The 23,889-nt window shown below is 72.3% G+C and carries 19 protein-coding genes; 14 read left to right on the forward strand and 5 right to left on the reverse strand.

Going from position 1 to position 23,889, the window contains the following annotated elements; genetic code table 11:
- From FM076_RS34015 to FM076_RS19640, 9 genes are all read left to right on the forward strand, one after another.
- The coding region (locus FM076_RS34015) for a molybdopterin-dependent oxidoreductase (protein WP_243274574.1) at positions 1-819 on the forward strand (819 nt) is incomplete at its 5' end.
- Positions 820-930: 111 nt separating this feature from the next.
- Complete coding sequence (gene nuoH, locus FM076_RS19605) at positions 931-2,355, forward strand: NADH-quinone oxidoreductase subunit NuoH (RefSeq protein ID WP_173872308.1); 1,425 nt, start codon at positions 931-933, stop codon at positions 2,353-2,355.
- 37 nt (positions 2,356-2,392) lie between these two features.
- Positions 2,393-3,019 carry an NADH-quinone oxidoreductase subunit NuoI gene (nuoI, locus tag FM076_RS19610; RefSeq protein WP_180218472.1) on the forward strand — a complete coding sequence of 209 codons (627 nt, stop codon included), beginning with the start codon at positions 2,393-2,395 and terminating at the stop codon, positions 3,017-3,019.
- A gap of 17 nt (positions 3,020-3,036) precedes the next feature.
- A complete protein-coding gene (locus FM076_RS19615; protein WP_173874868.1) occupies positions 3,037-3,939 on the forward strand; it encodes an NADH-quinone oxidoreductase subunit J in 903 nt (300 codons plus the stop codon).
- The gene (gene nuoK, locus FM076_RS19620) at positions 3,936-4,235 is read left to right on the forward strand and encodes an NADH-quinone oxidoreductase subunit NuoK (protein ID WP_173872310.1); all 300 of its coding nucleotides are present in this window, start codon (positions 3,936-3,938) and stop codon (positions 4,233-4,235) included. The genes FM076_RS19615 and nuoK overlap by 4 nt, the downstream gene beginning before the upstream one ends.
- Positions 4,236-4,248: 13 nt before the next feature.
- Positions 4,249-6,201, forward strand: a complete 1,953-nt coding sequence (gene nuoL / locus FM076_RS19625; protein ID WP_173872311.1) for an NADH-quinone oxidoreductase subunit L — start codon at positions 4,249-4,251, stop codon at positions 6,199-6,201.
- A gap of 3 nt (positions 6,202-6,204) precedes the next feature.
- Positions 6,205-7,875 (forward strand): NADH-quinone oxidoreductase subunit M, encoded by a 1,671-nt coding sequence (locus FM076_RS19630; RefSeq protein ID WP_173872312.1) that lies wholly within the window; start codon positions 6,205-6,207, stop codon positions 7,873-7,875.
- Between the two features lie 5 nt (positions 7,876-7,880).
- Positions 7,881-9,542, forward strand: a complete 1,662-nt coding sequence (gene nuoN, locus FM076_RS19635) for an NADH-quinone oxidoreductase subunit NuoN (RefSeq protein WP_173874869.1) — start codon at positions 7,881-7,883, stop codon at positions 9,540-9,542.
- Positions 9,543-9,685: 143 nt separating this feature from the next.
- On the forward strand, positions 9,686-10,069 hold the full coding sequence (locus FM076_RS19640) for a cupin domain-containing protein (RefSeq protein ID WP_173872313.1): 384 nt from the start codon (positions 9,686-9,688) through the stop codon (positions 10,067-10,069).
- Positions 10,070-10,153: 84 nt separating this feature from the next.
- Here FM076_RS19640 and FM076_RS19645 read toward each other — a convergent pair whose 3' ends face one another.
- Together FM076_RS19645 and FM076_RS19650 are read right to left on the reverse strand one after the other, a co-directional pair.
- Positions 10,154-10,741 (reverse strand): hypothetical protein, encoded by a 588-nt coding sequence (locus tag FM076_RS19645; protein WP_173872314.1) that lies wholly within the window; start codon positions 10,739-10,741, stop codon positions 10,154-10,156.
- Positions 10,742-10,819: 78 nt separating this feature from the next.
- Positions 10,820-11,383: a hypothetical protein gene (locus tag FM076_RS19650; protein ID WP_173872315.1), complete on the reverse strand. Its 564-nt coding sequence runs from the start codon at positions 11,381-11,383 to the stop codon at positions 10,820-10,822.
- Between the two features lie 243 nt (positions 11,384-11,626).
- On the opposite strand from FM076_RS19650, the gene recQ reads away from it, so the two are divergent.
- A complete protein-coding gene (recQ, locus tag FM076_RS19655; protein ID WP_173872316.1) occupies positions 11,627-13,519 on the forward strand; it encodes a DNA helicase RecQ in 1,893 nt (630 codons plus the stop codon).
- Positions 13,520-13,580: 61 nt separating this feature from the next.
- Here recQ and fahA read toward each other — a convergent pair whose 3' ends face one another.
- The 3 genes from fahA to FM076_RS19670 all read right to left on the reverse strand — a co-directional run bounded on the left by fahA (position 13,581) and on the right by FM076_RS19670 (position 18,553).
- Complete coding sequence (gene fahA / locus FM076_RS19660) at positions 13,581-14,783, reverse strand: fumarylacetoacetase (protein ID WP_173872317.1); 1,203 nt, start codon at positions 14,781-14,783, stop codon at positions 13,581-13,583.
- Positions 14,784-14,962: 179 nt separating this feature from the next.
- Positions 14,963-16,990: a CocE/NonD family hydrolase gene (locus FM076_RS19665; RefSeq protein ID WP_173872318.1), complete on the reverse strand. Its 2,028-nt coding sequence runs from the start codon at positions 16,988-16,990 to the stop codon at positions 14,963-14,965.
- Between the two features lie 87 nt (positions 16,991-17,077).
- Entirely contained in the window at positions 17,078-18,553 is a 1,476-nt protein-coding gene (locus FM076_RS19670; protein ID WP_345945438.1) for a peptide MFS transporter, read from the reverse strand.
- Positions 18,554-19,151: 598 nt separating this feature from the next.
- On the opposite strand from FM076_RS19670, the gene FM076_RS19675 reads away from it, so the two are divergent.
- From FM076_RS19675 to FM076_RS19690, 4 genes are all read left to right on the forward strand, one after another.
- Complete coding sequence (locus tag FM076_RS19675; RefSeq protein WP_173872319.1) at positions 19,152-20,165, forward strand: polyprenyl synthetase family protein; 1,014 nt, start codon at positions 19,152-19,154, stop codon at positions 20,163-20,165.
- A 390-nt stretch (positions 20,166-20,555) separates the two neighbouring features.
- Complete coding sequence (locus FM076_RS19680) at positions 20,556-21,824, forward strand: LolA family protein (RefSeq protein ID WP_173872320.1); 1,269 nt, start codon at positions 20,556-20,558, stop codon at positions 21,822-21,824.
- A 136-nt stretch (positions 21,825-21,960) separates the two neighbouring features.
- A complete protein-coding gene (locus tag FM076_RS19685; RefSeq protein WP_173872321.1) occupies positions 21,961-22,932 on the forward strand; it encodes an ABC transporter ATP-binding protein in 972 nt (323 codons plus the stop codon).
- Complete coding sequence (locus FM076_RS19690; RefSeq protein ID WP_173872322.1) at positions 22,919-23,887, forward strand: ABC transporter permease; 969 nt, start codon at positions 22,919-22,921, stop codon at positions 23,885-23,887. Before FM076_RS19685 ends, FM076_RS19690 begins: the two co-directional genes overlap by 14 nt.
- Positions 23,888-23,889: the final 2 nt, after the last annotated feature.

Here is a 23,889-nt window from a genome sequence, read left to right on the forward strand (position 1 = left end):
GGCCGCGACACCGCCCAGATCATCGAGGCCGCCGCCCGGGGCGAGCTGTCCGCGCTGGTGGTGGGCGGCGTCGGCATCGAGGACCTGCCCGACCCGGCGCGGGCCCGGCAGGCGCTGGAGGCGGTGGACTTCCTCGTCAGCCTGGAGCTGCGGCCCGGTCCCGTCACGGAGCGGGCCGATGTGGTCTTCCCCGTCTCCGCCACCGCCGAGAAGTCCGGCACCTTCCTCAACTGGGAGGGCCGGGTGCGCATGTTCGAGGCCGCGCTCAAGCCGGACCAGATGACCCGCCGCCACGTGCAGCCCGACGCCCGGGTGCTCCACATGCTCGCGGACGCGCTCGACGTCCATCTGGGACTGCCCGACGTGCGCACGATCCGCGCCGAACTCGACCGCCTCGGCCGCGGCCGGGGCAGCGCCCGGCTGTCCGCGCCCCTCCCCGGGGTGCGCTCGCTGCCCCAGCCGGGGCCCGGTGAGGCCGTGCTCGCGGGCCACCGGATGCTGCTCGACCAGGGCCGGCTCCAGGAGGGCGACGAGGCCCTGGCCGGCACCCGGCACCCGGCGCCCGCCCGGCTGTCGGCGGCCACGGCCGCCGAGATCGGCGCGGCCGACGGCGACACGCTGGCCGTCGCCGGTCCGCGCGGCGAGGTACGGCTGCCGCTGCGGATCACCGAGATGCCCGACCGGGTGGTGTGGCTGCCGCTCAACACCGTCGGCTCCGGCGTCGCGGCCGACACCGGCGCTGTCCCCGGCGACCTGGTGCGCATCGCGCCGGGGAGCGCGGGTGCCACCGGCCGCGACCGCGAGGAGGTGGAGGCATGAGCGACCGACCGGACGGCGCGGACACCGCCGTGTCCGCGCCCCGCGGGCGCGCCGCGCGCCCGGAGCCGATGTGCCCGCCCACGACCCCCACCCCGAGGAGGGAGGCGCCGCATGAGTGACCTCGTCATGGCCGCCCCGTCCCAGCGGAGCGTCCTCGCCGCCGAGGATCTGTCGATGTTCGGCACGGACCCCTTCTGGCTGGTGGCGCTGAAGGCCGTCTTCTGCTTCGCGTTCCTGATGGTGACCGTGCTCGTCTCCATCGTCTTCGAGCGGAAGATCGTCGGCTGGATGCAGCTGCGCATCGGCCCCAACCGGCATGGACCCTGGGGGATGCTCCAGTCGCTCGCCGACGGCGTGAAGCTGATGCTCAAGGAAGACATCGTCGTCAAGGGCAGCGACAAGCTCGTCTACCTGCTGGCTCCGATCATCGGCGCCGTGCCCGCCTTCATGGCGATCGCGGTCATCCCGTTCGGGCCCGCCGACAACCAGATCTCGGTCTTCGGCCACCGCACGGCGATGCAGCTGACGGACATGCCCGTCGCCGTCCTCTACATCCTGGCCACCGCCTCCATCGCCTCCTACGGAGTGGTGCTGGCCGGCTGGTCGTCCGGCTCGACGTATCCGCTGCTGGGCGGCGTGCGGGCCACGGCCCAGATCATCAGCTACGAGATCGCGATGGGCCTCAGCTTCGCCGCGGTCTTCCTCTACTCCGGTTCGATGTCCACCTCGACCATCGTGGGGGAGCAGGCGGACGGCTGGTTCGCGTACCTGCTGCCGGTCTCCTTCCTGATCTACCTGCTGTCGATGGTGGGCGAGGCGCACCGCGCCCCGTTCGACATGCCGGAGTCCGAGGGCGACCTGGTCGCGGGTTTCCAGACCGAGTACAGCTCGATCAAGTTCGCGATGTTCATGCTGACCGAGTACATCCACGTGGTGACGGTCTCCGCGCTCGCGGTCACCCTCTTCCTGGGCGGCTGGCGGGCCCCGGCGCCGCTGTCCACCTGGTGGGAGGGCGCCAACCACGGCTGGTGGCCGCTGCTGTGGTTCGCCGCCAAGCTCGCCGTGCTGATCTTCTTCTTCATCTGGATCCGCGGCACGCTCCCCCGGGTGCGCTACGACCAGTTCATGAAGCTCGGCTGGAAGGTGCTCATCCCCGTCGCGCTGGTGTGGCTGATGCTCGTGGCCACCGTCCGCGCCATGCGCAACGAGGGCTGGGACTACAGCGAGGTCGTCTACTGGGTCGCCGGATGCGCGCTGGCGCTGCTGCTGATCTCCTTCGTCGTGGACTTCTTCCGCCGCGGGCCCGAGGAGGACGAGCAGCCGGAGCAGGCGAAGCAGAAAGAGCCGTTCGACCCGATGGCGGGCGGCTTCCCCGTACCGCCGCTGCCCGGGCAGACGCTGCCGCCGGTGCCACGGCGGCCCTCGCGGGCGGCGCGCGACCGGGAGCGCGAGCCGGTCGGCGCCCAGGCGGGGCCCGGCGGCACGACCACCGCCACTGACGCAACCACCGAGAGCAAGGGGGCTGACGGTGCCTGAGAACCCCGTGGCCGGCTTCGGCGTGACCTTCAAGGACATGTTCAAGAAGCGGCTGACCGAGCAGTACCCCGAGTACAAGAAGCCGACGGCACCCCGCTTCCACGGCCGCCACCAGCTCAACCGGCACCCGGACGGGCTGGAGAAGTGCGTCGGCTGCGAGCTGTGCGCCTGGGCCTGCCCGGCCGACGCCATCTATGTCGAGGGCGCCGACAACACCGACGAGGAGCGCTACTCGCCGGGTGAGCGCTACGGCCGCGTCTACCAGATCAACTACCTGCGCTGCATCCTGTGCGGGCTGTGCATCGAGGCGTGCCCCACCCGGGCGCTGACGATGACGAACGAGTACGAACTGGCCGACTCCTCGCGCGAGTCCCTCATCTACACCAAGGAGGAGCTGCTCGCGGGCCTGGAGGACGGCATGGTGGACACGCCGCACGCCCTCTACCCCGGCACCACGGAGAAGGACTACTACCGCGGCCGGGTCACCGAGGCGGCACCCGGCACCGTACGGCAGACGCCCACCGACACCGGTGCGCCGCAGGAGTCCGCCGACACCTACGGGGCCGACGAGCCGGCCGCGGGCGAGGCCTACACGGGCGAGTCGGCCGGGGTGGGCCCCATGACGCACGGCACCGTGACGGCCAGCGGGGAGGGCGACCGATGACCGTGCCGTCCGAGACGATGCTGCTCGCCGCCGCGACCGCCACCTCCACGGGCGAGGCCGTCCAGTTCTGGGTGCTGGGCACCGTCGCCGTCCTGGGCGGGCTGGGCACCGTGCTGATGCGCCGTGCCGTGCACAGCGCGCTCTGCCTGGCCACGACCATGATCATTCTGGCGGTGTTCTACCTCGCCAACGGCGCCTACTTCCTCGGCGTCGTCCAGATCGTCGTCTACACCGGCGCGGTCATGATGCTGTTCCTGTTCGTGCTGATGCTCGTCGGCGTCAGCACGGCCGACTCCCTCACCGAGACCCTCAAGGGCCAGCGGTGGCTCGCCGCCGGCTGCGCCCTGGGACTCGGCGTCCTGCTGATCTCCGGCATCGGCCAGGTGACCGTCAAGAGCTTCAACGGACTGGGCGCCGCCAACGCGCAGGGCAACGTCCCGGCGCTGGCCTCGCTGCTGTTCACCAAGTACGTCGTCGCCTTCGAGGTGGTCGGCGCGCTGCTGACCGTCGCCGCCGTCGGCGCCACCCTGCTGACCCACCGCGAGCGCGTCGAGAAGATCAAGTCGCAGCGCGAGCAGGCCGAGGAGCGGATCCGCGACGGCAAGCAGGTCACCCCGCTGCCCGCCCCCGGCGTCTACGCCCGCCACAACGCGGTGGACCGCCCGGCGCTGCTGCCCGACGGCACCCCCTCCGAGCTGAGCGTCAACTCCACGCTGCGCAAGCGCGGTCAGATCCGCGAGGTGAGCGCCGAGCAGGTCGCCCGTCTCGCCGCGATCGAGCAGCGCACCGCCGAGTACCACGGCCGCTCCACCTATCCGGGCCCCAAGGACCCGGGTGTGCGCGCGGTCGAACGCAGCCGGGACGCCGACGGCGAGCCGCCGGCCGACCGTCGTACCGAGCGCGAGGAGGCCGCCCAGTGAGCCCGGTCAACTACGTCTACCTGGCGGCGCTGCTGTTCACCATCGGCGCCACCGGGGTCCTCCTGCGGCGCAACGCCATCGTGGTGTTCATGTGCGTGGAGCTGATGCTCAACGCCGCCAACCTGACGCTGGTCGCCTTCTCCCGCATGCACGGCAACCTCGACGGCCAGATCATGGCGTTCTTCGTCATGGTCGTCGCCGCCGCCGAGGTCGTGGTGGGCCTCGCGATCATCGTCATGCTCTACCGCTCCCGCCACTCGGCCTCGGTCGACGACGCCAGCCTGATGAAGCTGTAAGGGGTACGAACCAGTGGAGTCAATGATCGGACTGCTCGTCGGAGTGCCCCTGCTCGGCGCCGCCGTGCTGCTGTGCGGCGGGCGGCGCCTGGACAAGGCGGGGCACTGGCTGGCGACCCTGCTGGCCGCGGCCTCCTTCGCGATCGGCGCGGCGCTGTTCTCCTCGATGCTGGGGGAGGACGTCGCGCACCGGGCGATGCACAGCAAGCTGTTCTCCTGGGTGCCGGTGGAGGGCTTCCAGGCGGATGTGGCCTTCCAGCTCGACCAGTTGTCGATGACGTTCGTCCTGCTGATCACCGGCGTGGGCACCCTCATCCACCTCTACTCGGTCGGCTACATGGAGCACGACCCGAACCGCCGCCGCTTCTTCGCCTATCTCAACCTCTTCCTCGCGGCGATGCTGCTGCTCGTCCTGGCCGACAACTACCTGCTGCTGTACGTCGGCTGGGAGGGCGTGGGCCTCGCCTCCTACCTGCTGATCGGGTTCTGGCAGCACAAGCCGACCGCGGCCACCGCGGCGAAGAAGGCGTTCCTGGTCAACCGCGTCGGTGACGCGGGACTGGCCATCGCCATCTTCCTGATGTTCACCACCTTCGGCACCTTCGCCTTCGCGCCCGTGCTCGGCGGCGCCGACGCCGGGCACGCGAGCGAGGGCAAGCTGACCGCGATCGGGCTGATGCTGCTGCTCGCCGCGTGCGGCAAGTCGGCGCAGGTGCCGCTCCAGTCCTGGCTCGGGGACGCGATGGAGGGCCCCACCCCGGTCTCGGCGCTCATCCACGCGGCGACGATGGTGACCGCGGGCGTCTACCTGATCACCCGCTCGGGCGCGGTCTTCGACGGGGCGCCGGACGCGCAGCTGGTGGTGGTCGTGGTCGGCGCGGTCACGCTGCTGTTCGGTGCGATCGTCGGTTGCGCCAAGGACGACATCAAGAAGGCCCTGGCGGGCTCGACCATGTCGCAGATCGGCTACATGGTCCTGGCCGCCGGGCTCGGCCCGATCGGCTACGCGTTCGCCATCATGCACCTGGTCACCCACGGCTTCTTCAAGGCCGGCCTCTTCCTCGGCGCCGGGTCGGTGATGCACGGCATGAACGACGAGGTCGACATGCGGCGCTACGGGGGCCTGCGGAAGTACATGCCCGTCACCTTCGTGACGTTCGGCCTGGGCTACCTCGCCATCATCGGCTTCCCCGGCCTGTCCGGGTTCTTCTCCAAGGACCAGATCATCGAGGCGGCCTTCGCCAAGGGCGGCACCGAGGGCTGGATCCTGGGCGCGGTCACCCTGCTGGGCGCGGCCATCACCGCGTACTACATGACCCGCGTGATGCTGATGACCTTCTTCGGCGAGGAACGCTGGCGCCAGGCGCCCACCCCCTCGCCGGACCAGCCCGACGTGGAGCCCGCCGCCGAGACCCGGGGCGAGCACGCCGAGCCGCACCCGCACGAGTCCCCGAAGGTCATGACGATCCCGATGATCGTGCTGGCCTTCGGTTCCGTCTTCGCGGGCGGCCTCTTCAAGGCCGGCGACTCCTTCGTGAACTGGCTGGAGCCCGTGACCCGGTTCGAGCACGGGCACTCCCCGGTCTCCGCCACCACGGTGACGACGGCCACCGTCGTGGCGCTGGTCATCGGCGTGGGCGCGGCCTGGCTCCAGTACGGGCGCAGGCCGGTGCCCGCCGTCGCGCCGCGCGGCAGCCTGCTGACCCGGGCGGCCCGCCGCGATCTGCTCCAGGACGACTTCAACCACGTGGTGCTGGTCAGCGGCGGTACGCATCTGACCCGCAGCCTGGTCTACCTCGACCACAAGCTGGTCGACGGCGCCGTCAACGGCACGGCCGCCGGCTTCGGCGGGCTGTCGGGGCGACTGCGGCGGCTCCAGAACGGGTTCGCCCGCTCGTACGCGGTCTCCATGTTCGGCGGCGCGGCGGTGCTGATCGCGGCGACCCTGCTGATGAGGGCGGTCTGAGACATGTCTGTAGCGAACACAGGATTTCCTCTGCTGACGGCCACGGCAGCGCTGCCCGCCGTCGGCGCCATCGCGACCGCGGCCGTACCGGCGGTCAGGCGCACGGCGGCCAAGTGGCTGGCGCTGCTGGTCTCCCTGGCCACCCTGGTGCTGGCCGCGGCGGTGCTGATCCGCTTCGACCCGGACGGCGCCCGCTACCAGCTGACCGAGTCGCACGCCTGGATCTCCGACTTCGGGGTCCGCTACGAGCTGGGCGTGGACGGCATCGGCGCCGCGATGATGGCGCTGACCGCGCTGTTGGTCCCGTTCGTCATCGGCGCCGGCTGGCACGACGCCGACCCCGCGGCGGGGGAGGAGCGGCCCCACAGCCGCTGGCGGCCCACCCAGGGGTTCTTCGCGCTGATCCTCGCCGTCGAGGCGATGGTGCTGGTCTCCTTCGCCGCCACCGACGTCTTCCTCTTCTACGTCTTCTTCGAGGCCATGCTCATCCCGATGTACTTCCTCATCGGCGGCTTCGGGGACCGGGCGCACGCGGCCGGTGAGGAGGAGGGCGCCAAGCAGCGCTCCTACGCGGCGGTGAAGTTCCTGCTCTACAACCTGGCCGGCGGGCTGGTCATGCTGGCCGCCGTCATCGGGCTGTTCGTCGTCAGCTCCGACAGCCTGGGCGAGGGCACCTTCTCGCTGCCGGAGCTGCTCAGGGCCCGCGCGAGCGGCGACCTGACGATGTCGGCGACCACCGAACGGCTGCTGTTCGGTGGCTTCTTCCTCGCCTTCGCCATCAAGGCGCCGCTGTGGCCGCTGCACACCTGGCTGCCCAACGCGATGGGGGAGGCCACGGCGCCGGTCGCGGTGCTCATCACGGCGGTGGTCGACAAGGTCGGCACCTTCGCGATGCTCCGCTTCTGCCTGGGCCTGTTCCCGAACGCCAGCGACTGGGCCACCCCGGTGGTGCTGGGCCTGGCGCTGGTGAGCGTGCTCTACGGGGCGCTGCTCGCGGTCGGGCAGCGGGACATCAAGCGGCTGGTGGCGTACGCGTCCATCTCGCACTTCGGCTTCATCATCCTGGGCGTCTTCGCGATGACCAGCCAGGGCCAGGGCGGGGCGACGCTCTACATGGTCTTCCACGGCATCTCGACGGCCGCGCTGATGCTGGTGGCCGGCTTCCTCATCTCGCGCCGCGGCTCGCGGCTGATCGCGGACTACGGCGGGGTGCAGAAGGTGGCGCCCGTGCTGGCGGGCACCTTCCTGGTGGGCGGCCTGGCGACGCTGTCGCTGCCGGGACTGGCGCCGTTCGTCAGCGAGTTCCTCGTCCTGGTCGGCACCTTCAGCCGCTACCCGGTCGCCGGGATCATCGCGACCGCGGGCATCATTCTGGCCGCGCTGTACGTGCTGGTGCTCTACCAGCGCACGATGACGGGCCCGGTCCGCAAGCCGGAGATCGAGGGGATGCCGGACCTGAGGGTGCGCGAGGTGGCCGTGGTGGCGCCGCTGGTGGCGCTGCTGATCTTCCTCGGCGTCTTCCCCAAGCCGCTCACCGAGATCGTGAACCCGGCGGTGGAGCACACCCTCTCGGACGTACGGAAGAAGGACCCGAAGCCGCAGCACCCGGTCGCCGACCGGACGACCTGGTTCGACTACAAGCCTGCGGGGCACGGCGGAGGTGACCACGAGTGACCGGGATGGCAGACGTGGAGGCGACGGGCGGTGTCCACAGCCTGTGGACAGTCGCGGCGGAGGCGGGTGACAAGCTCCAGGCGCCCAGCATCGAGTACGGGAAGCTGTCCCCGACACTGATCGTGCTGGGGGCCGCCGCGCTCGGTGTCCTCATCGACGCGTTCGCGCCGCGCAAGGTCCGCTACGGCGCGCAGGTGTTCGTCGCGCTGGTGGGGCTGGCCGCGGCGTTCGCCGCCGTCGTCGGGCTGGCGGCGTCCGGAGCGGGCACCTCCGACGCGCAGATCGCCGGGATGGGTGCCCTCGCGGTGGACGGCCCCGCCCTCTTCCTCCAGGGCACCCTGCTGCTGGTGGGCATCGTGGGCGTCTTCACCTTCGCCGAGCGGAGACTGGAGCCGTCCGCGCACGGGTCCCGGGTGGACTCGTTCGCCGCGCAGCCCGCCTCGGTGCCCGGCGGCGAGGGCGAGCGGCAGGCGGTCAAGGCGGGCTGGACGACCACCGAGGTCTTCCCGCTGCTGATGTTCGCGGTGGGCGGCATGCTGCTCTTCCCGGCCGCCAACGACCTGCTGACCCTCTTCATCGCGCTGGAGGTCTTCTCCCTCCCGCTGTACCTGCTGTGCGCGCTGGCCCGCCGCAGGCGGCTGCTGTCCCAGGAGGCTGCGGTCAAGTACTTCCTGCTCGGCGCCTTCTCCTCGGCGTTCCTGCTGTTCGGCACCGCGCTGCTGTACGGCTACGCCGGCACGGTGGGCTACTCGGGCATCGCCCGGGTCGTCTCCGGCGCCGACGCGGTCAGCGACCCGGTGCTCGCCCAGACCGCGGGCAACGACGCGCTGCTGCTGATCGGCGGGGCCCTGGTGGTGATGGGGCTGCTCTTCAAGGTCGGCGCCGTCCCCTTCCACATGTGGACCCCCGACGTCTACCAGGGCGCGCCCACGCCGGTGACCGGCTTCATGGCGGCGGCCACCAAGGTCGCGGCCTTCGGCGCGCTGCTGCGGCTGCTGTACGTCGTGCTGCCGGGGCTGCGCTGGGACTGGCGCCCGGTGATGTGGGGCGTGGCGATCCTGACGATGCTGGCCGGTGCCGTGGTGGCCATCACCCAGACGGACGTCAAACGGCTGCTGGCCTACTCCTCCATCGCCCACGCGGGCTTCCTGCTGGCGGGCGTCATCGCCACCTCGCAGGACGGCATCTCCTCGGTGCTGTTCTACCTGGGCGCCTACTCGTTCGTGACGCTGGGCGCGTTCGCCGTGGTCACGCTGGTACGGGACGCGGGCGGCGAGGCGACGCACCTGTCCAAGTGGGCGGGTCTGGGGCGGCGTTCGCCGCTGCTGGCGGCCGTGTTCGCCGTCTTTCTGCTGGCCTTCGCGGGCATCCCGCTCACCTCGGGCTTCGCCGGGAAGTTCGCGGTGTTCAAGGCGGCGGCCGAGGGCGGGGCCGGTGCGCTGGTGGTGGTCGGTGTGATCGCCTCCGCCATCGCGGCCTTCTTCTATCTGCGGGTCATCGTCCTGATGTTCTTCAGCGAGCCGCAGACCGACGGGCCGAGCGTGGCCGTGCCGAGCGTCATGACGACCTCGGCCATCGCGATCGGCGTGGTGGTGACGGTCGTACTCGGTGTCGCACCGCAGTACTTCCTTGATCTGGCGGGGCACGCGGGGGTGTTCGTACGGTGATGCGCTGAATGCCCGTCAGTTCCCCGTCACAGCAGTACCAAGCGCCGCCGGAGCCACTCACCGAGCGTCTCCGGCGGCGCTTCTTGATGCACCGGTGATGTACCAGTGACAACAAGTACGCGGAAACGGTAGGAACTCCAAGCATGGGTTGTGTGATTCTCCGCAAGAAAAACAGCGGATACCAAGGAAAGCAGGGCGGCACCTTCACCGAGGGCGTCTCCGCCGAGTCGGTGGGAGCCAAGGGTCTGTGTCTGCACGTCCTGCACATTCCGGCCAACTCCCGGGGGGAGCCCCATCTGCACGCGGGGCACGAGTCGGCGATCTATGTGGTCAACGGCGTGCACGAGATCTGGCACGGCGAGGATCTGGAGAACCGCGACACCCTGCACCCCGGCGACATGGTCTACGTCCCGCCGAACATGCCGCACATGCCGGTCACCGGCGTGGAGCCCGTCACCGTGGTGGTGGCGCGCACCGACCCCCGCGAACAGGAGTCGGTGCACCTGCTCTCGCCGCGCGACCCCTGAGGAGGCGACGCGCCGCGCGAGGAGCGGCGAGGCGCCGGCGGGCCCGCGACGGGTCCGCCGGCGCCCTGCTTCCGGCCTTCCGGCTCAGCCGCCCGGGTACTCGCGGACCTTGCGGCCCTTCTCGCTGTCCTCCACCTTCTCGCCCGGCTTCTTGGCGACCTCGTCCAGCTTGTCGGGGAGGTCCAGATCGCGGAGCTGCCCGGGGTCCTTGGGCAGCTTGGCCGGGGCGTCGGCGGCCTTGGTGTAGGTGTCGCTCTCGCCGCCGTTCCAGGTGACCTTCAGCGAGTTCGCCGTCACCGCGTCCACCTTGCCGGTAGCGCGTTCCTCACCGACTCCGGCGGGGCACTTGAGGACCAGCGACTTGTCGGCGCCGGCCGTCATGACGCGGCCGGTGCACACCTTCTTCTCCTTGCCGCGCAGCAGGGAGGCGGCGTCACCGACGACCGTGAGCGTCAGCTTCTGGCCGTCGGCGGCGGCTGTCCACACGCCCGGCAGCCCCGCCTTTCCCGCGGGCCGCTCGCTCTTGGTGGGCGTGGACCGGGCCGGTTTCCCGTCCTTCGCCTCGCTCTTGTCGCCCTTGCCGTCGTCGCCGCCGCTGCCGCAGCCGCCCACCAGCAGCGCGGCGACCGCCGCCGCGGCCACCGCCCCCGTCCTCCGCGCTGACCAGCGCACTGTCCCTCCTCGATCGTTGTCACCCTGGCGTTCATCAGGGCCACGACAACCTAACAGCAGGCTTCGGCGCCGGTCGCCTCAGAAGGGGTCCTCGGCGGACGGGAAGCCGGTGGGCTGCTTGGGCGGCGGGGGCGGAAGCTCGTCCTTCATCCGCTGGAGCTTCACCGTGCGGCCGCTGTCCCAGGAGACGGTGAGGCCCGGCCCGGAGGCGCTCTTGATGGTGCCGTGGGCGTAGTCGCTCTCGCCGCCGTCGCAGGTGAGGTCCAGTGTGGTTCCGCTCACCTTGCCGTCGCACCGGTCGGGCAGCGTCATGACCACGCGCTGGCTGGACAGGATCTGCAGGACGACGGAGTCGCCGTCGGCCATCGGGTGCGTCGTCCACGAGCCCTTGATCGTCCCGATGTCGGAGGGGCCGCCGCCGGAGCCACTCGTGCCGCCGGAGCCACTCGTGCCGCCCGTGTCGCCGGCCCCCTCGTCGCCGGGGCCCGCCGTGCCGCCTTCGCCGTCGAGGCCGGGCTTGTGCTCACCGGGGTCGGGCCGGCCGTCCCCGCCCCCGTCGTCGTCCCCGCCGCAGCCGCCCACCAGCAGTGCGACGGCCGCTGCCACGGCCACCGCCCCCGTCCTCCGCGCTGACGTGCGCACGTCCTTCTCCTTCTGCCGGTTCCTGTCCCTGCCGCCGGTCGGTCGCTCTGGTGTGCGTGCAGGGTGACGGCAAGGTAGCAATCCGTCAGCGGTCGAAACGGGGCAAAAGGTGTGATCCGGGTGCAGGTTGGCGCTGAGTGCGAAGTCCTGCCGGGGGGCCGGGCTCCGTCTCCGGGGAGGGGCCGGGACCGCGGCTGTCCACAGGCGGCCGCGGATGTCGGCGGGCGGGCCTATCGTGGCGGCATGCTTCTAGAGAGTGCCGAGCAGCCCGGTGGGACATCCGAGACGGCGGCGCTGCGTGTCCTGCGCAAGGTCTTCGGCTACGACGCGTTCCGCGGGCAGCAGGAAGCCGCCATCGAGCACGTCGTCGGCGGCGGCGACGCCGTCGTGCTGATGCCGACCGGCGGCGGCAAGTCACTCTGCTACCAGATCCCGGCCCTGGTCAGACCGGGCACGGGTGTGGTGATCTCGCCCCTCATCGCCCTGATGCAGGACCAGGTGGACGCCCTGCGGGCGCTGGGGGTGCGCGCCGGGTTCATCAACTCCACGCTCGACCTCGACCAGCGGCGCGTGGTCGAGGCCGAGTTCCTGGCGGGCGAGCTGGATCTGCTCTACCTGGCGCCCGAGCGGCTGCGCCTGGAGGCGACGAAGGCGCTGCTGGAGCGCGGCAAGGTCTCCGTCTTCGCGATCGACGAGGCGCACTGCGTCGCCCAATGGGGGCACGACTTCCGCCCCGACTACCTCGAACTGTCGATGCTCGGCGAGCGCTGGCCCGAGGTGCCGAGGATCGCGCTGACCGCCACCGCCACCCGCGCCACCCACCGCGAGATCGTCCAGCGGCTCGGGCTGAGCACCGCGCGGGACTTCGTCGCCAGCTTCGACCGGCCCAACATCCAGTACCGCATCGTCCCCAAGAACGACCCCAGGAAGCAGCTGCTGCGCTTTCTTGGGGAGGAGCACCCCGGCGACGCGGGAATCGTCTACTGCCTGTCGCGCAACGCGGTCGAGCGCACCGCCGAGTTCCTGTGCCGCAACGGCATCGAGGCGGTGCCCTACCACGCCGGTCTGGACGCGGGCACCCGCGCCGCGCACCAGGCGCGCTTCCTGCGCGAGGAGGGCCTGGTCGTGGTGGCCACGATCGCCTTCGGCATGGGCATCGACAAGCCCGACGTCCGCTTCGTCGCCCATCTCGACCTGCCCAAGTCGGTGGAGGGCTACTACCAGGAGACGGGCCGCGCCGGCCGGGACGGGCAGCCGTCGACGGCCTGGCTCGCCTACGGCCTCCAGGACGTGGTCCAGCAGCGCAAGCTGATCGAGAACGGCGAGGGCGACCCCGCCTTCCAGCGGCGCGCCCGCGCCCACCTGGACGCCATGCTCTCCCTGTGCGAGACGGTGCGCTGCCGGCGCGGCCAGCTGCTGGCCTACTTCGGACAGGAACCCGAGGAGGGCGCCGCCGAGGTGTCCTGCGGCAACTGCGACACCTGTCTGACGCCGCCCGAGTTGTGGGACGGCACCGTCCCGGCGCAGAAGGTGCTCTCGACCGTCGTCCGGCTCAAGCGGGAGCGCGGCCAGAAGTTCGGTTCCGGCCAGATCGTGGACATCCTGCTGGGCCGCAGGACCGCCAAGGTCATCCAGTTCGACCACGACGGGCTCTCCGTCTTCGGCATCGGCGAAGAGCTGGGCGAGGCCGAATGGCGGGGCGTCATCCGGCAGCTGATCGCCCAGGGCCTGCTGGAGGTGGAGGGCGAGCACGGCACCCTCCACCTCACGGACGCCAGCGCCACGGTGCTGCGCGGCGAGCGGGAGGTGCGGCTGCGCAAGGACCCCAAGCCCGTCCGGCCGCCCCGCCAGACCGCCCGTGCGGCCACCGGGGGCGGCAAGGGCGCCGCTCCCGTGGACCTTCCGGAGGAGGCCCGGCCGCTGTTCGAGACGCTGCGTGCCTGGCGGGCCGAGCAGGCCCGGGAGCAGGGCGTCCCGGCGTACGTCGTCTTCCACGACGCCACGCTCCGCGAGATCGCCGTCCAGCGCCCGGCCACGCTGGGTGCGCTGGGCGGCATCACGGGCGTCGGTGAGAAGAAGCTCGCCACCTACGGGGAGGGGCTGCTGGCCGTCCTGGCGGGCGGGCCCCAGGAGTGAGGGGCCCGGCCCGCCAGGCCGCTCCGGGAGGGCGGGGCCGCGGCGGCGGATGCCCGCGGCGTCAGACGCTCGGGGCCACCCGGCCGGTGACCTCGCCCAGGCCGATCCGGGAACCGTCCGGGCCGGGCGCCCACGCGCTGAGGGTGACCTCGTCGCCGTCCTTGAGGAACGTCCGCTCCCCGTCCGGGAGTTCCAGCGGGTCGCGTCCGCCCCAGGTCAGCTCCAGCAGGCAGCCGCGCTGTGCGCGCTCGGGCCCGCTGACGGTGCCGGACGCGTACAGGTCACCCGTGCGCAGGGACGCGCCGTTCACCGTCATATGGGCGAGCTGCTGCGCGGCCGTCCAGTACATGGTGGAGAACGGCGGCTCCGCGATGACGTGCCCGTTGAGCCGCACCGTGATCCGCAGGTCGAAGCCGCCCGGCTCGCCCCCGGCGGCGCCGTCGTCCAGGTAGGGCAGCAGCGGGAAGTCCCGCGCGGGCGGCGCCACCCGTGCCGCGTCCAGCGCGTCCAGCGGGGTGATCCACGGCGAGACGGAGGTCGCGAACGACTTGCCGAGGAAGGGCCCCAGCGGCACGTACTCCCAGGCCTGGATGTCCCGCGCCGACCAGTCGTTGAGCAGCGTCACCCCGAACACGTGGTCGCGGAACCCCTCCAGCCCGACCGGGCTGCCCTGTTCGCTGGGGGTTCCGACGACGAAGCCCACCTCGGCCTCGATGTCCAGCCGCCGTGTCGGACCGAACACCGGAGCCGTCTCGTTCGGCGGCTTGCGCTGCCCCCGGGGCCGTACGACGGGCGTCCCCGAGACCACCACCGTCCCGGCCCGGCCGTGGTAACCGATGGGCATGTGCTTCCAGTTGGGGGTGAGTGCGTCGCTGTCCGGGCGGAAGATCCGGCCGACGTTGGTGGCGTGGTGCTCGCTGGCGTAGAAGTCGACGTAATCGGCGACCTCGAACGGGAGGTGGAGCCGCACCCCGGAGAGCGGCAGCAGATGGCCGGCCGCCGTCCCCCGGTGGGCGTCCTCCGTCAGCCAGGCGCGGATCTCGGCGCGTACGGCCCGCCAGACGGAACGGCCCGCCGCCAGCAGCGGGTTGAGCGAGGGCGCGCGCAGCACCTCCGCGTGCGCCGAGCCGAAGGCGGCGGCCGCGGCGCCCACATCGAGCACGTCGTCACCGAACCGCACTCCCAGCCGGCGGTGGCCGGGCCGGTCCGGGGTGCTGAAGAGGCCGTACGGGAGGTTGTCCGGGCCGAAGAGAGTGTCACTCATGCGGTCAGGTTAGGGTGCCGGGTGCCGGTGATCGAGACCTCACCGCCACCCGGCCCTCACCGGGGGTCCGTTGGTGCCCGGTCCGCACCGCCGGTCAGGCCGTGGGGGTGCGTCGTCGCGGCGGGGAAGGGAGGCGCCCCGGGCCTTCACAGGTGGCGGCGCGCACGGCGCGGCGCGCCTCAGCCCGCGGTGCGGGGGATGCGGCGCTCCCAGGTCCGCTGGAAGACCACCTCGCCCCTCCGCTCCTCCCGGCATACCACGGCGTTCGTGGCCACGAACGCGTCCGGCTCGGCGCGCAGTTCGGAGCGGGTCTCGATGTGCGTGCTCCAGCCCAGCGCGGGCCGCCGCAGTCCGATCTCCCACCGGGAGAGGGCGCGGGCGCTGAGCGGATCGTCCTCGCGGATCACATACGTCTCCAGGGCGTTCTCGGTGAACTCCAGCCCGTCCGGGTAGACGCGGGTGCCGCCGTAGCGGGGGTCCACCTCCAGCCGCCACTCCCCGGCGGCGACGTCCCGTACGACGGCCCGTTCGGGTCGCCCCTCACCGGCCTCGGGGAAGCGCACGCCCAGCGGTTCGGCCTGCTCGGGCTCCGCGAAGCGGATCGCGGGGGCACCGGTGTCGGCGCCCGCGTCCCGTACGGGCAGCTCCAGGGCGCTGTGCGAGGGGTCCAGCTCCCAGCCGTGCTCGCTTCCCGGCTGTGGCCAGATCCAGGGCCAGTAGGCGGAGGAGAGGGCGAGCCGGATGCGGTGTCCGGGCGGGAACGCGTGACCGATGCCGTTCAGTTCGAAGGACACCTCCTCCGTCGTGCCCGGCTCCCACGCGACGACCTGGTCGCGGCCGTGCCGGGCGGTGAGGTTCAGCACGCCGCGGGTGACCAGTGTGGAGGACCCGTCCGGTGCCACGTCGCACACCCGCGCGCTGACCTGGCCGCGCGGCACGTGCGAGGTGATGCGCAGCCGCACCCGGGGCCGTCCCAGCACCTCGACGCGGTCCTGGAGCGGCGCCGAGTCGAAGCAGACGGAGCGGCCGTCCTCCTCGCGCTGGTCGGGCGGCAGGTCGGCGTCGTTGCCGAACGGGAAGAAGCGCCCCGCGTCCACCCCCGTGTGCTGCGGCGAGCGCACCGTGAACGGACCGCTGCCGGGGAGTCCGTACGCGGTCATGGTGACGTGGGGGGAGGGCCAGGAGGGGTCGCCCACCCAGCGGCCCGGCAGCTGGTCGTACACCGTGGCCGGCGGGTGCGACTCACTGATCCACGAGCGCAGCGGCGGCTCGTCCATGACGCCGGTGTCCTCGTCCTTGAGCCACTGGTCCCACCAGCGCAGCGTCTCCTGGAGGAAGCCGATGGCCGGTCCCGGCGGCAGGCCCCGGTCGGGGTACTGGTGCGACCAGGGGCCGATCAGCCCGCGCACCGGGGCACCGCTCCGGCGCGGCAGGTGCTCCACCAGCCTGAGCACCGTGTCGCGGTAGGGGTCGTGCCAGCCGCCGACCGCGAGCACGGCGGCGCCGACGGCGGAGTAGTCCTCGCAGACGCTGCCGTGCTTCCAGTAGTCGTCCCGCGTCTGGTGGCCGAGCCAGGTGTGGAGGAACGGTTCGACGGCCTCCAGGCGGCGCAGCCACATGTCCCGCCAGGCGTCGCCCACCTGCGCCGGGTCCGGCGGGCGGCAGGCGAAGGCGAGCATGGTGGAGGCCCAGGCGTGCATGTCCACGGCGAGGACGGAGCCGCCCATGTAGTGCACGTCGTTGTCGTAGCGGTCGTCGGTGGAGCAGACGGTGACGACCGCCTTGAGCGCCTCGGGCGCGCGGGCGGCGAGCTGGAGGCTGTTGAAGCCGCCCCAGGAGATGCCGAACATCCCGACCCTGCCGCTGGACCACGGCTGTGCGGCGAGCCAGGCGATGACGGCCTCGCCGTCGGCCAGCTCGCGCTCGTCGTACTCGTCGCCGGGCAGCCCCTCGGAGTTGCCGTGGCCCCGTACGTCCACGCGGACGGAGGCGTACCCGTGCCCCGCGTACCAGGGGTGGCGCTGGGCGTCGCGCGGGGCCGTCCAGTCGCTGAGGCGGTAGGGCAGGTACTCCAGGAGCACCGGGACCGGCTCGTCGGTGACGGGCCGCCACACGCGGGCGTAGAGCCGCTCACCCGTCGGGGTGGGGATCCACATGTCCTCGCGGACGACGCGGTGGGGGAACTGGTCGGGGGTGCGGATGCGCATGACGGAAATCCTCGGACGCGGTGCGGGGCGGTGCGGTGTGGTGTGGGAGGGGGCGGTGCGGTGCGGGAGGGGGCGGTGCGGTGCGGGTCAGCGGACCGGGTGCATGGTGCGGCGCAGCCACGGCGCCACGGCCAGGACGGCCAGCGCGGCGACGACGGCGACGGCCCCGTTGAGGGTGAAGTAGAGGCTGTCGGCGATCCGCCCGTAGAACTTCACCGTCTGCGCCTGGATGCCGGTCGCCAGAGCGAGGGAGAGGAACCACAGGGCGAGCGCCTGGCTGCTGAAGGCGGCGGGCGCCAGCTTGCTCGTCGCGGACAGGCCGGTGGACTCCAGCAGCACGTCGCCGACGCCGATGCACAGCACCGCCAGCACGATCCACACCAGACCGATCCGCCAGCCGTCACCGGAGGTGCCCAGCAGCGTCGGCACGAGCACCAGGAAGCCGAGGCCGCCCAGCAGTACTCCGCACGCCAGCTTGGTCGAGGCGTGCGGCTGCCGGCGCCCCATCCGCTGCCACAGTCCCGCGATGAACGGCGCCGAGAGGACGGAGACGGCGCCCAGCGCTGAGCTGATCCAGCTGGAGGGCGCGTGGTAGCCGAAGACGCTGGTGTTCACATGCGCGTCCGTGAGCAGGACGAGCACCGTGTACGACTGGAACAGCACGAAGTTGAACGCGACGGACGCCAGCCACAGCACCAGGAAAGGGCGCAGCCGGCCGCGCTCCGCCGCCGTCACCCGGGGGCTGCGCCACAGCACCGCGAAGTAGACGGCCGGCGCCGCCATGGACACGTACGTGAGCGTGTCCACGAACCCCGGCAGCGTCAGCGCGCCGAGCAGCGAGAGCGCCACGCACGCCGCGGCCACCACCAGCGCGCCGCCCACGAGCAGCCACACCGCGCGTCGCATGGCCGCGGGCGGCAGCGGGAACTCGGCGCCGTCCCGGCGGCCGGCCAGATGACGGCGCCCGGCGACGTACTGGACGATGCCGAGCGTCATGCCGACGGCGGCGGCCGAGAAGCCCCAGTGCCAGTCGATGCCCTCGCCCAGCAGTCCGGTGACGATCGGGCCGAGGAAGGCGCCGATGTTGATGCTCATGTAGTAGAGCGAGAAACCGGCGTCCCTGCGCTCGTCGGTGGCGGAGTAGAGCTTGCCCACCATCGCGGCGACGTTCGGCTTGAGCATACCGGTGCCCGCGCTGATCAGGCCGAGTCCGATCCAGGTGAAGGCGGGCAGCGGGACGGCCATCGCGTAGTGGCCGCAGGCGATGAGGAGACCGCCGTAGAGGACCGCGCGGTACGAGCCGAGCATGCGGTCGGCGATCCAGCCGCCGGCCACCGACAGCAGGTAGACCAGCGTGCTGTAGCCGGCGGCGACCGAGGCGGCGGCTCCCGGCTCCATCCCCAGGCCGCCGTCGGCCGCGGTGGCGGAGAAGAACAGCACCAGGATGGCCTGCATGCCCAGGAACGAGAAGCGTTCCCAGACCTCCAGCCCGGAGAGGGGCAGCAGCCCGCGCGGCTGGCCCAGGACGTCGCGTCCGCCGGCTCCGGTGCCGTCGGGGGACACCGCGGTGCCGGTGTCATCGGGGGACGTCGCGGCGCCCGGGCCGTCGGGGGACGTCGCGGCATCGGCCGGCCCGCGGGCCGCGACGGCTCCCGTGGTCCCTGAACCCGCACCCTCTGCGGGGTCCGTGGTGTTCACGGGGCGGGTGGGGGCCGTAGGGTGTGCGCCCCCGTCCCTTCCGTCCGGCGGGGAGTCCTGGCTGGGGCTGGGGGACACGGGTGCTGCTCCTGACGCGTTCGGCGGTTCGAGTGCCTCTGCTGTCCCGCCAGCTCCCGTGCAAACCACACCGAACAGGTGACATGCACCATATCCCGTAAATCCCGGCATGGCGCGCCAAGTGAGGTCTGCTGGGCAGGCGCCGACCGTGATCGTTATGTGACCGGTTACGCTGCCAGGAGAGGGCGGCCCCCGCGACGGGTGCCGCCGGTGACAGAAGAGGTGGCACTCGGCCCGCAAGAGGCGCCACCAGCGCAGACAGAGAGCCGACAGGACGACAGACAGCGACACCGCACCACCCGCACCGCACCACCCGGCGCCGCGGACCGGCGTCCGGCCCCACCCGTACCCGTTCGTTCCACGTACGCAGACAGGAGTACCCCTCGTGACCGTCGTCGGGCCCTTCGGGCTGAGCGTGCGGGACCAGGCTCTGGAAGCCGATGTCCTGGCCGGGTTGGCGGCCGTCGAGGAGGGCCTCATCGGGGCCACCAAGAGCGACGTGCCGTTCATAACGGAGGCCGCCCAGCACCTGGTGCGTGCCGGAGGGAAGAGGTTCCGGCCGCTGCTGGTGATGCTGGGAGCGCAGTTCGGCGACCCGCACGCGCCCGGCATCGTCCCCGCGGCGGTGGTCGTGGAGCTGACCCACCTGGCGACGCTCTACCACGACGACGTCATGGACGAGGCCGACGTGCGGCGCGGTGTGCCCAGCGCCAACGCCAACTGGGACAACTCGGTCGCCGTCCTGACCGGTGACTTCCTCTTCTCCCGCGCCTCGCACATACTGGCCGACCTCGGCCCGGAGGCCGTCCGCATCCAGGCCCAGGCGTTCGAACGCCTGGTGACCGGGCAGATCCTGGAGACCGCGGGACCGGCCGAGGGCCACGACGCCATCGACCACTACCTCGAGGTGATCGCCGGAAAGACCGGCTCACTGATCGCCGTCGCCGGCCGCTTCGGCGCCATGATGTCCGGCGCCGACGAGCGGACCGTCTCGGTGCTCACCCAGTACGGCGAGCGGATCGGCGTCGCCTTCCAGCTCGCCGACGACGTGCTGGACATCGCCAGCGACGAGCACGAGTCCGGCAAGACCCCCGGCACCGACCTGCGCGAGGGCATCGCCACCCTGCCGGTGCTCTACCTGCGCGCCCGTGCCGCGGGCCCGGACGCCACCCGCGAGGACCGCGAACTGTGCGCGCTGCTGGAGGGCGACCTCACCGACGACGCACGGCTCGCCGACGCCCTCGCCCGGCTGCGCGTCCACCCCGCGCTCGAACAGGCCCGGCGCGCCACCGTCCGCTACGCCGACGAGGCCCGCGAGATGCTGGCCCCGCTCCCGGACAACGCCGCCAAGGAGGCCCTGGCGGGCCTGTGCACGGCGGTGGTGGACCGCGCGGGCTGAGGCCCACGGGTCCGCGCGGAGCCCCTGCGGGCCACGCGGCTCATGTGGCCACAAGCCCGCGCGGAGCCCATGCGGCTCATGTGGTCCGCGCGGCCCGCGCGCTCCACGCGGCCTGTGCGGTCCCCCGGCAGCAATCCGCAGGCCGCCATCGCGGTGCCCAAGTGCGGTGCCGCGGCCCTGAGATGGCTCGGTCACCGGTTGGCCGAAAGGGGGAGGGGCCGTCATCCCGGGGGAGTACGACGATCTGCCTCCGGCGGTTGACGCGCCGGAGCGGGGGATTTGGTGCCATGGAAGCAGCCCACCCCGCACCGATTCGGGTGAGAATGGCGGCGAGGGGTGGACGAGTGCGACCTTTCCAGCCGCCGCCGATCACGGAGGTAGGACCCACAGATGGCACAGATCCAACCGAGGAACCCCCGGCGCAAGGCGGCGCGGTACGGCGTGCCGGTCGCTGTCGCCGGGATCGCCGCGGCCACCGTCGGACTGGTGCCCGCGCTGGCCAGCTCGGGCGATCCCGACCTGCCGAAGATCAGCGCGGAGGAGCTGGTCACCAAGATGGCCAAGGCGGATGTCGAGCACATGTCCGGCACCGTCAAGGTCAGCACCGACCTGGGACTGCCCACCCTGCCGGGCGCGGGTGGGGGCGGTGGCGGTGGCGGCTTCTCCGGCGGCGGACCGCACGGTTCCGGTGACGGCGGGGAGGACGGCGGGGACGGGAAGCCGGACGCCTCCCCGCAGGCGAAGCTCCAGGAGCTGGCCTCCGGCGAGCACACCCTCCGCTTCGCCGCCGACGGCCCCGACAAGCAGCGCGTCTCCGTCATCGAGGACGCCGCCGAGTACAGCCTCGTCCACAACGGCCGGGACCTGTGGGGCTACGACAGCGCGAGCAACGCCGCCTGGCACGCCGAGGCCCCGCGGGACGGGCACGGCAAGGCGGAGGGACGCGGCAAGGGGGGTGGCCCGGATGGGGCGGAGCTGCCCGAGGCGCCCACGCCGCAGCAGGCCGCACGGCAGGCGCTCAAGGCGGTCGGCAAGTCCACCTCCGTGTCGGTCGACGGCACCGCGAAGATCGCGGGGCGCGACGCCTACCAGCTCGTCCTGCGGCCCAAGGGCGCCCCGGACTCCACCGTCGAGTCGGTCCGCATAGCCGTGGACGCCGACAACGGCACCCCGCTGAAGTTCACGCTCACCCCGAAGGAGGGCGGCAAGCCGGCCCTCGACATCGCCTACACCAAGGTCGACTTCGGCAAGCCGGACGCCGGCACCTTCGACTTCTCCCCGCCGAAGGGCGCCGAGGTCACCGAGGCCGGACCGGGGAAGGGTGCGGGCGGCAAGCAGCGGGGCCCCCGGGCGCTGTCCGGGCTCTCGGGCCTTGAGGTCGTCAACGAGTCCGCGAGCGACTGGGGCAAGGTCGCCAGGATCGACACGGGCATGCCGGGCGGACTCGGCGGGGACACGCCCTCTGGTGCCGAGAAGGGCGACAAGCGCGGCCAGAAGCTGCTGGACAGCTTCACCGACGAGGTCAAGGGCGACTTCGGCACCGGACGGGTCTTCACCACCCGCCTGGTGAACGCCCTGATGACCGACGACGGTGAGGTCTATGTCGGAGCCGTCACCAAGGAGGGCCTCGTCAAGGCCGCCGACCGGGCCGCCGAATAGAGCGGCCGGGTCGCCGAGTGGACCGGCCGGCCGCCGAGCAGAGCGGCGGGCCGCCGAGCGGGAACACCGGGCCGCCGAGCAGGAACACCGGGAAGCCGGGCGCCGGGCAGCGGAACCATCAGGGAGGAAGAGGCCATTGAGCGAGGCGACCGCCGTACGGGGGAACGACAGCGCCGTGATCTTCACCCAGGGGCTCACCAAGCGCTACCGCGGCGGTCAGCTCGCCGTCGACGGCCTCGACCTGTCCGTACCCCGCGGCAGTGTCTTCGGCTTCCTCGGGCCCAACGGCTCGGGGAAGACGACGACCATCCGCATGCTGCTCGGCCTCATCGAGCCGACCGGCGGCAGCGCCCACGTCCTGGGCGCGCCGATGCCCGGCTCCGTACGGCGGGTCCTGCCGAGGGTGGGCGCCCTCATCGAGGGCCCCGCCCTCTACGGCTTCCTGTCCGGGCGGGAGAACCTGCTGCGCTACGACGCGGCCGACCCCACCGCCGACCCGCGGACCCGGGTGGCGCGGGTGGACCGGGCGCTGGAGAGGGTCGGGCTGTCCGCCGCCGCGGCCAAGAAGGCGCGGGCCTACTCGCTCGGCATGAAGCAGCGCCTGGGGCTGGCCGCCGCCCTGCTCCAGCCGCGTGACCTCCTCGTGCTGGACGAGCCCACCAACGGCCTCGACCCCCAGGGCATGCGCGAGATCCGTGCGCTGGTACGGGAACTGGCGGGCGACGGGAGCACCGTCTTCCTCTCCTCGCACCTGCTGGACGAGATCGAACAGGTGTGTACGCACACCGCCGTGATGCACCGTGGCCGCCTCGTCACCCAGGGCCGGGTCGAGGAGGTGGCCGAGCGGGCGGCCGGCGCCCGGGGCAGACTGGCCGTCACCACCCCCGATCCGGGGGAGGCCGCGCGGGTGCTGAAGGAGCACGGGGTGGCCGATCTGGTCACCGAGGGGGAGGAGCTGAGCGGTGAGCCACCGCCCGGCGACCTCGCCGAACTCAACGCGGCGCTGGTCCGTGCCGGGGTCCGCGTCCGCGCCTTCGGACTGCGGCGCGCCTCGCTGGAGGACGTGTTCGTCTCGCTCACGGGGGAGGGCTTCGATGTCGCGGGCTGAACCGCCACCGGCGCGGTCGCGGGACGTACCGGGTGCGCAGGCCGCGGGGGCCGCGCCGGCGCCGGCGGACACGGCCGCGCCGGTACCGGCGGACACGGCCCCTCGAACGGCCCGCCCCCTGTGGTCCCTGGGACTGCTGCGCAGCGAACTCGTCGTCACCTTCCGGCGCTGGCGGACGCTGGCCCTGCTGGCGGTGCTGGCGGCCGTGCCGATCCTCGTCGGCATCGCGGTGAAGATCGAGACCAGCGACGGAGGTTCGATCGGCGGGGGCGGGGGAGAGGGCGGCCCCGCCTTCCTCTCCCAGATCACCAACAACGGGCTGTTCCTGGTCTTCACCTCACTGGCGGCCACCCTGCCGTTCTTCCTGCCGATGACCGTCGGCGTGATCGCGGGCGACGCCGTGGCGGGGGAGGCCGGCGCGGGCACGCTGCGCTATCTGCTCGTCGCCCCCGCGGGCCGGACCCGGCTGCTCCTGGTGAAGTTCACCACGGTACTGGTCTTCTGCCTGGTGGCGACGGTGACGGTGGCCGTCTCGGCGCTGGTGACCGGGGCGCTGCTCTTCCCCACCGGAGAGGTCACCCTGCTGTCCGGCACCACCGTCTCCTTCGGAGAGGGCCTGCTGCGGGCGCTGGCCATCGCCGTGACCGTCGCCCTCAGCCTGGCCGGGCTGGCGGCGCTGGGGCTGTTCGTCTCGACGCTCACCAACAGCGGCATCGCGGCCATGACCGCCACGGTCGGGCTGCTGATCACGGTGCAGATCCTGGGCACGATCCCGCAGTTGGACGAGATCCACCCGTTCCTCTTCTCCCACTACTGGCTGAGCTTCGCCGACCTGCTGCGGGACCCGGTCTACTGGGACGACCTGCTGCGGAACCTCGGCCTCCAGGGGCTCTACACCGCCGTGTTCGCCTCGGCGGCCTGGGCCCGGTTCGGCGGCCGGGACATCACGGCGTAACC

Origin of the sequence: Streptomyces albus subsp. chlorinus (assembly GCF_013302895.1) — a bacterium.
In the GTDB taxonomy this organism is placed as follows: Bacteria; Actinomycetota; Actinomycetes; order Streptomycetales; family Streptomycetaceae; genus Streptomyces; species Streptomyces chlorinus.

Bases quoted from the DNA above. Each gene is read 5' to 3' on its own strand.
- nuoH (WP_173872308.1), top strand. From the start codon at position 931: ATGAGTGACCTCGTCATGGCCGCCCCGTCCCAGCGGAGCGTCCTCGCC.
- nuoI (WP_180218472.1), top strand. From the start codon at position 2,393: ATGTTCAAGAAGCGGCTGACCGAGCAGTACCCCGAGTACAAGAAGCCG.
- FM076_RS19615 (WP_173874868.1), top strand. From the start codon at position 3,037: ATGCTGCTCGCCGCCGCGACCGCCACCTCCACGGGCGAGGCCGTCCAG.
- FM076_RS19630 (WP_173872312.1), top strand. From the start codon at position 6,205: ATGTCTGTAGCGAACACAGGATTTCCTCTGCTGACGGCCACGGCAGCG.
- nuoN (WP_173874869.1), top strand. From the start codon at position 7,881: ATGGCAGACGTGGAGGCGACGGGCGGTGTCCACAGCCTGTGGACAGTC.
- FM076_RS19640 (WP_173872313.1), top strand. From the start codon at position 9,686: ATGGGTTGTGTGATTCTCCGCAAGAAAAACAGCGGATACCAAGGAAAG.
- recQ (WP_173872316.1), top strand. From the start codon at position 11,627: ATGCTTCTAGAGAGTGCCGAGCAGCCCGGTGGGACATCCGAGACGGCG.
- fahA (WP_173872317.1), bottom strand. From the start codon at position 14,783: ATGAGTGACACTCTCTTCGGCCCGGACAACCTCCCGTACGGCCTCTTC.
- FM076_RS19665 (WP_173872318.1), bottom strand. From the start codon at position 16,990: ATGCGCATCCGCACCCCCGACCAGTTCCCCCACCGCGTCGTCCGCGAG.
- FM076_RS19680 (WP_173872320.1), top strand. From the start codon at position 20,556: ATGGCACAGATCCAACCGAGGAACCCCCGGCGCAAGGCGGCGCGGTAC.
- FM076_RS19690 (WP_173872322.1), top strand. From the start codon at position 22,919: ATGTCGCGGGCTGAACCGCCACCGGCGCGGTCGCGGGACGTACCGGGT.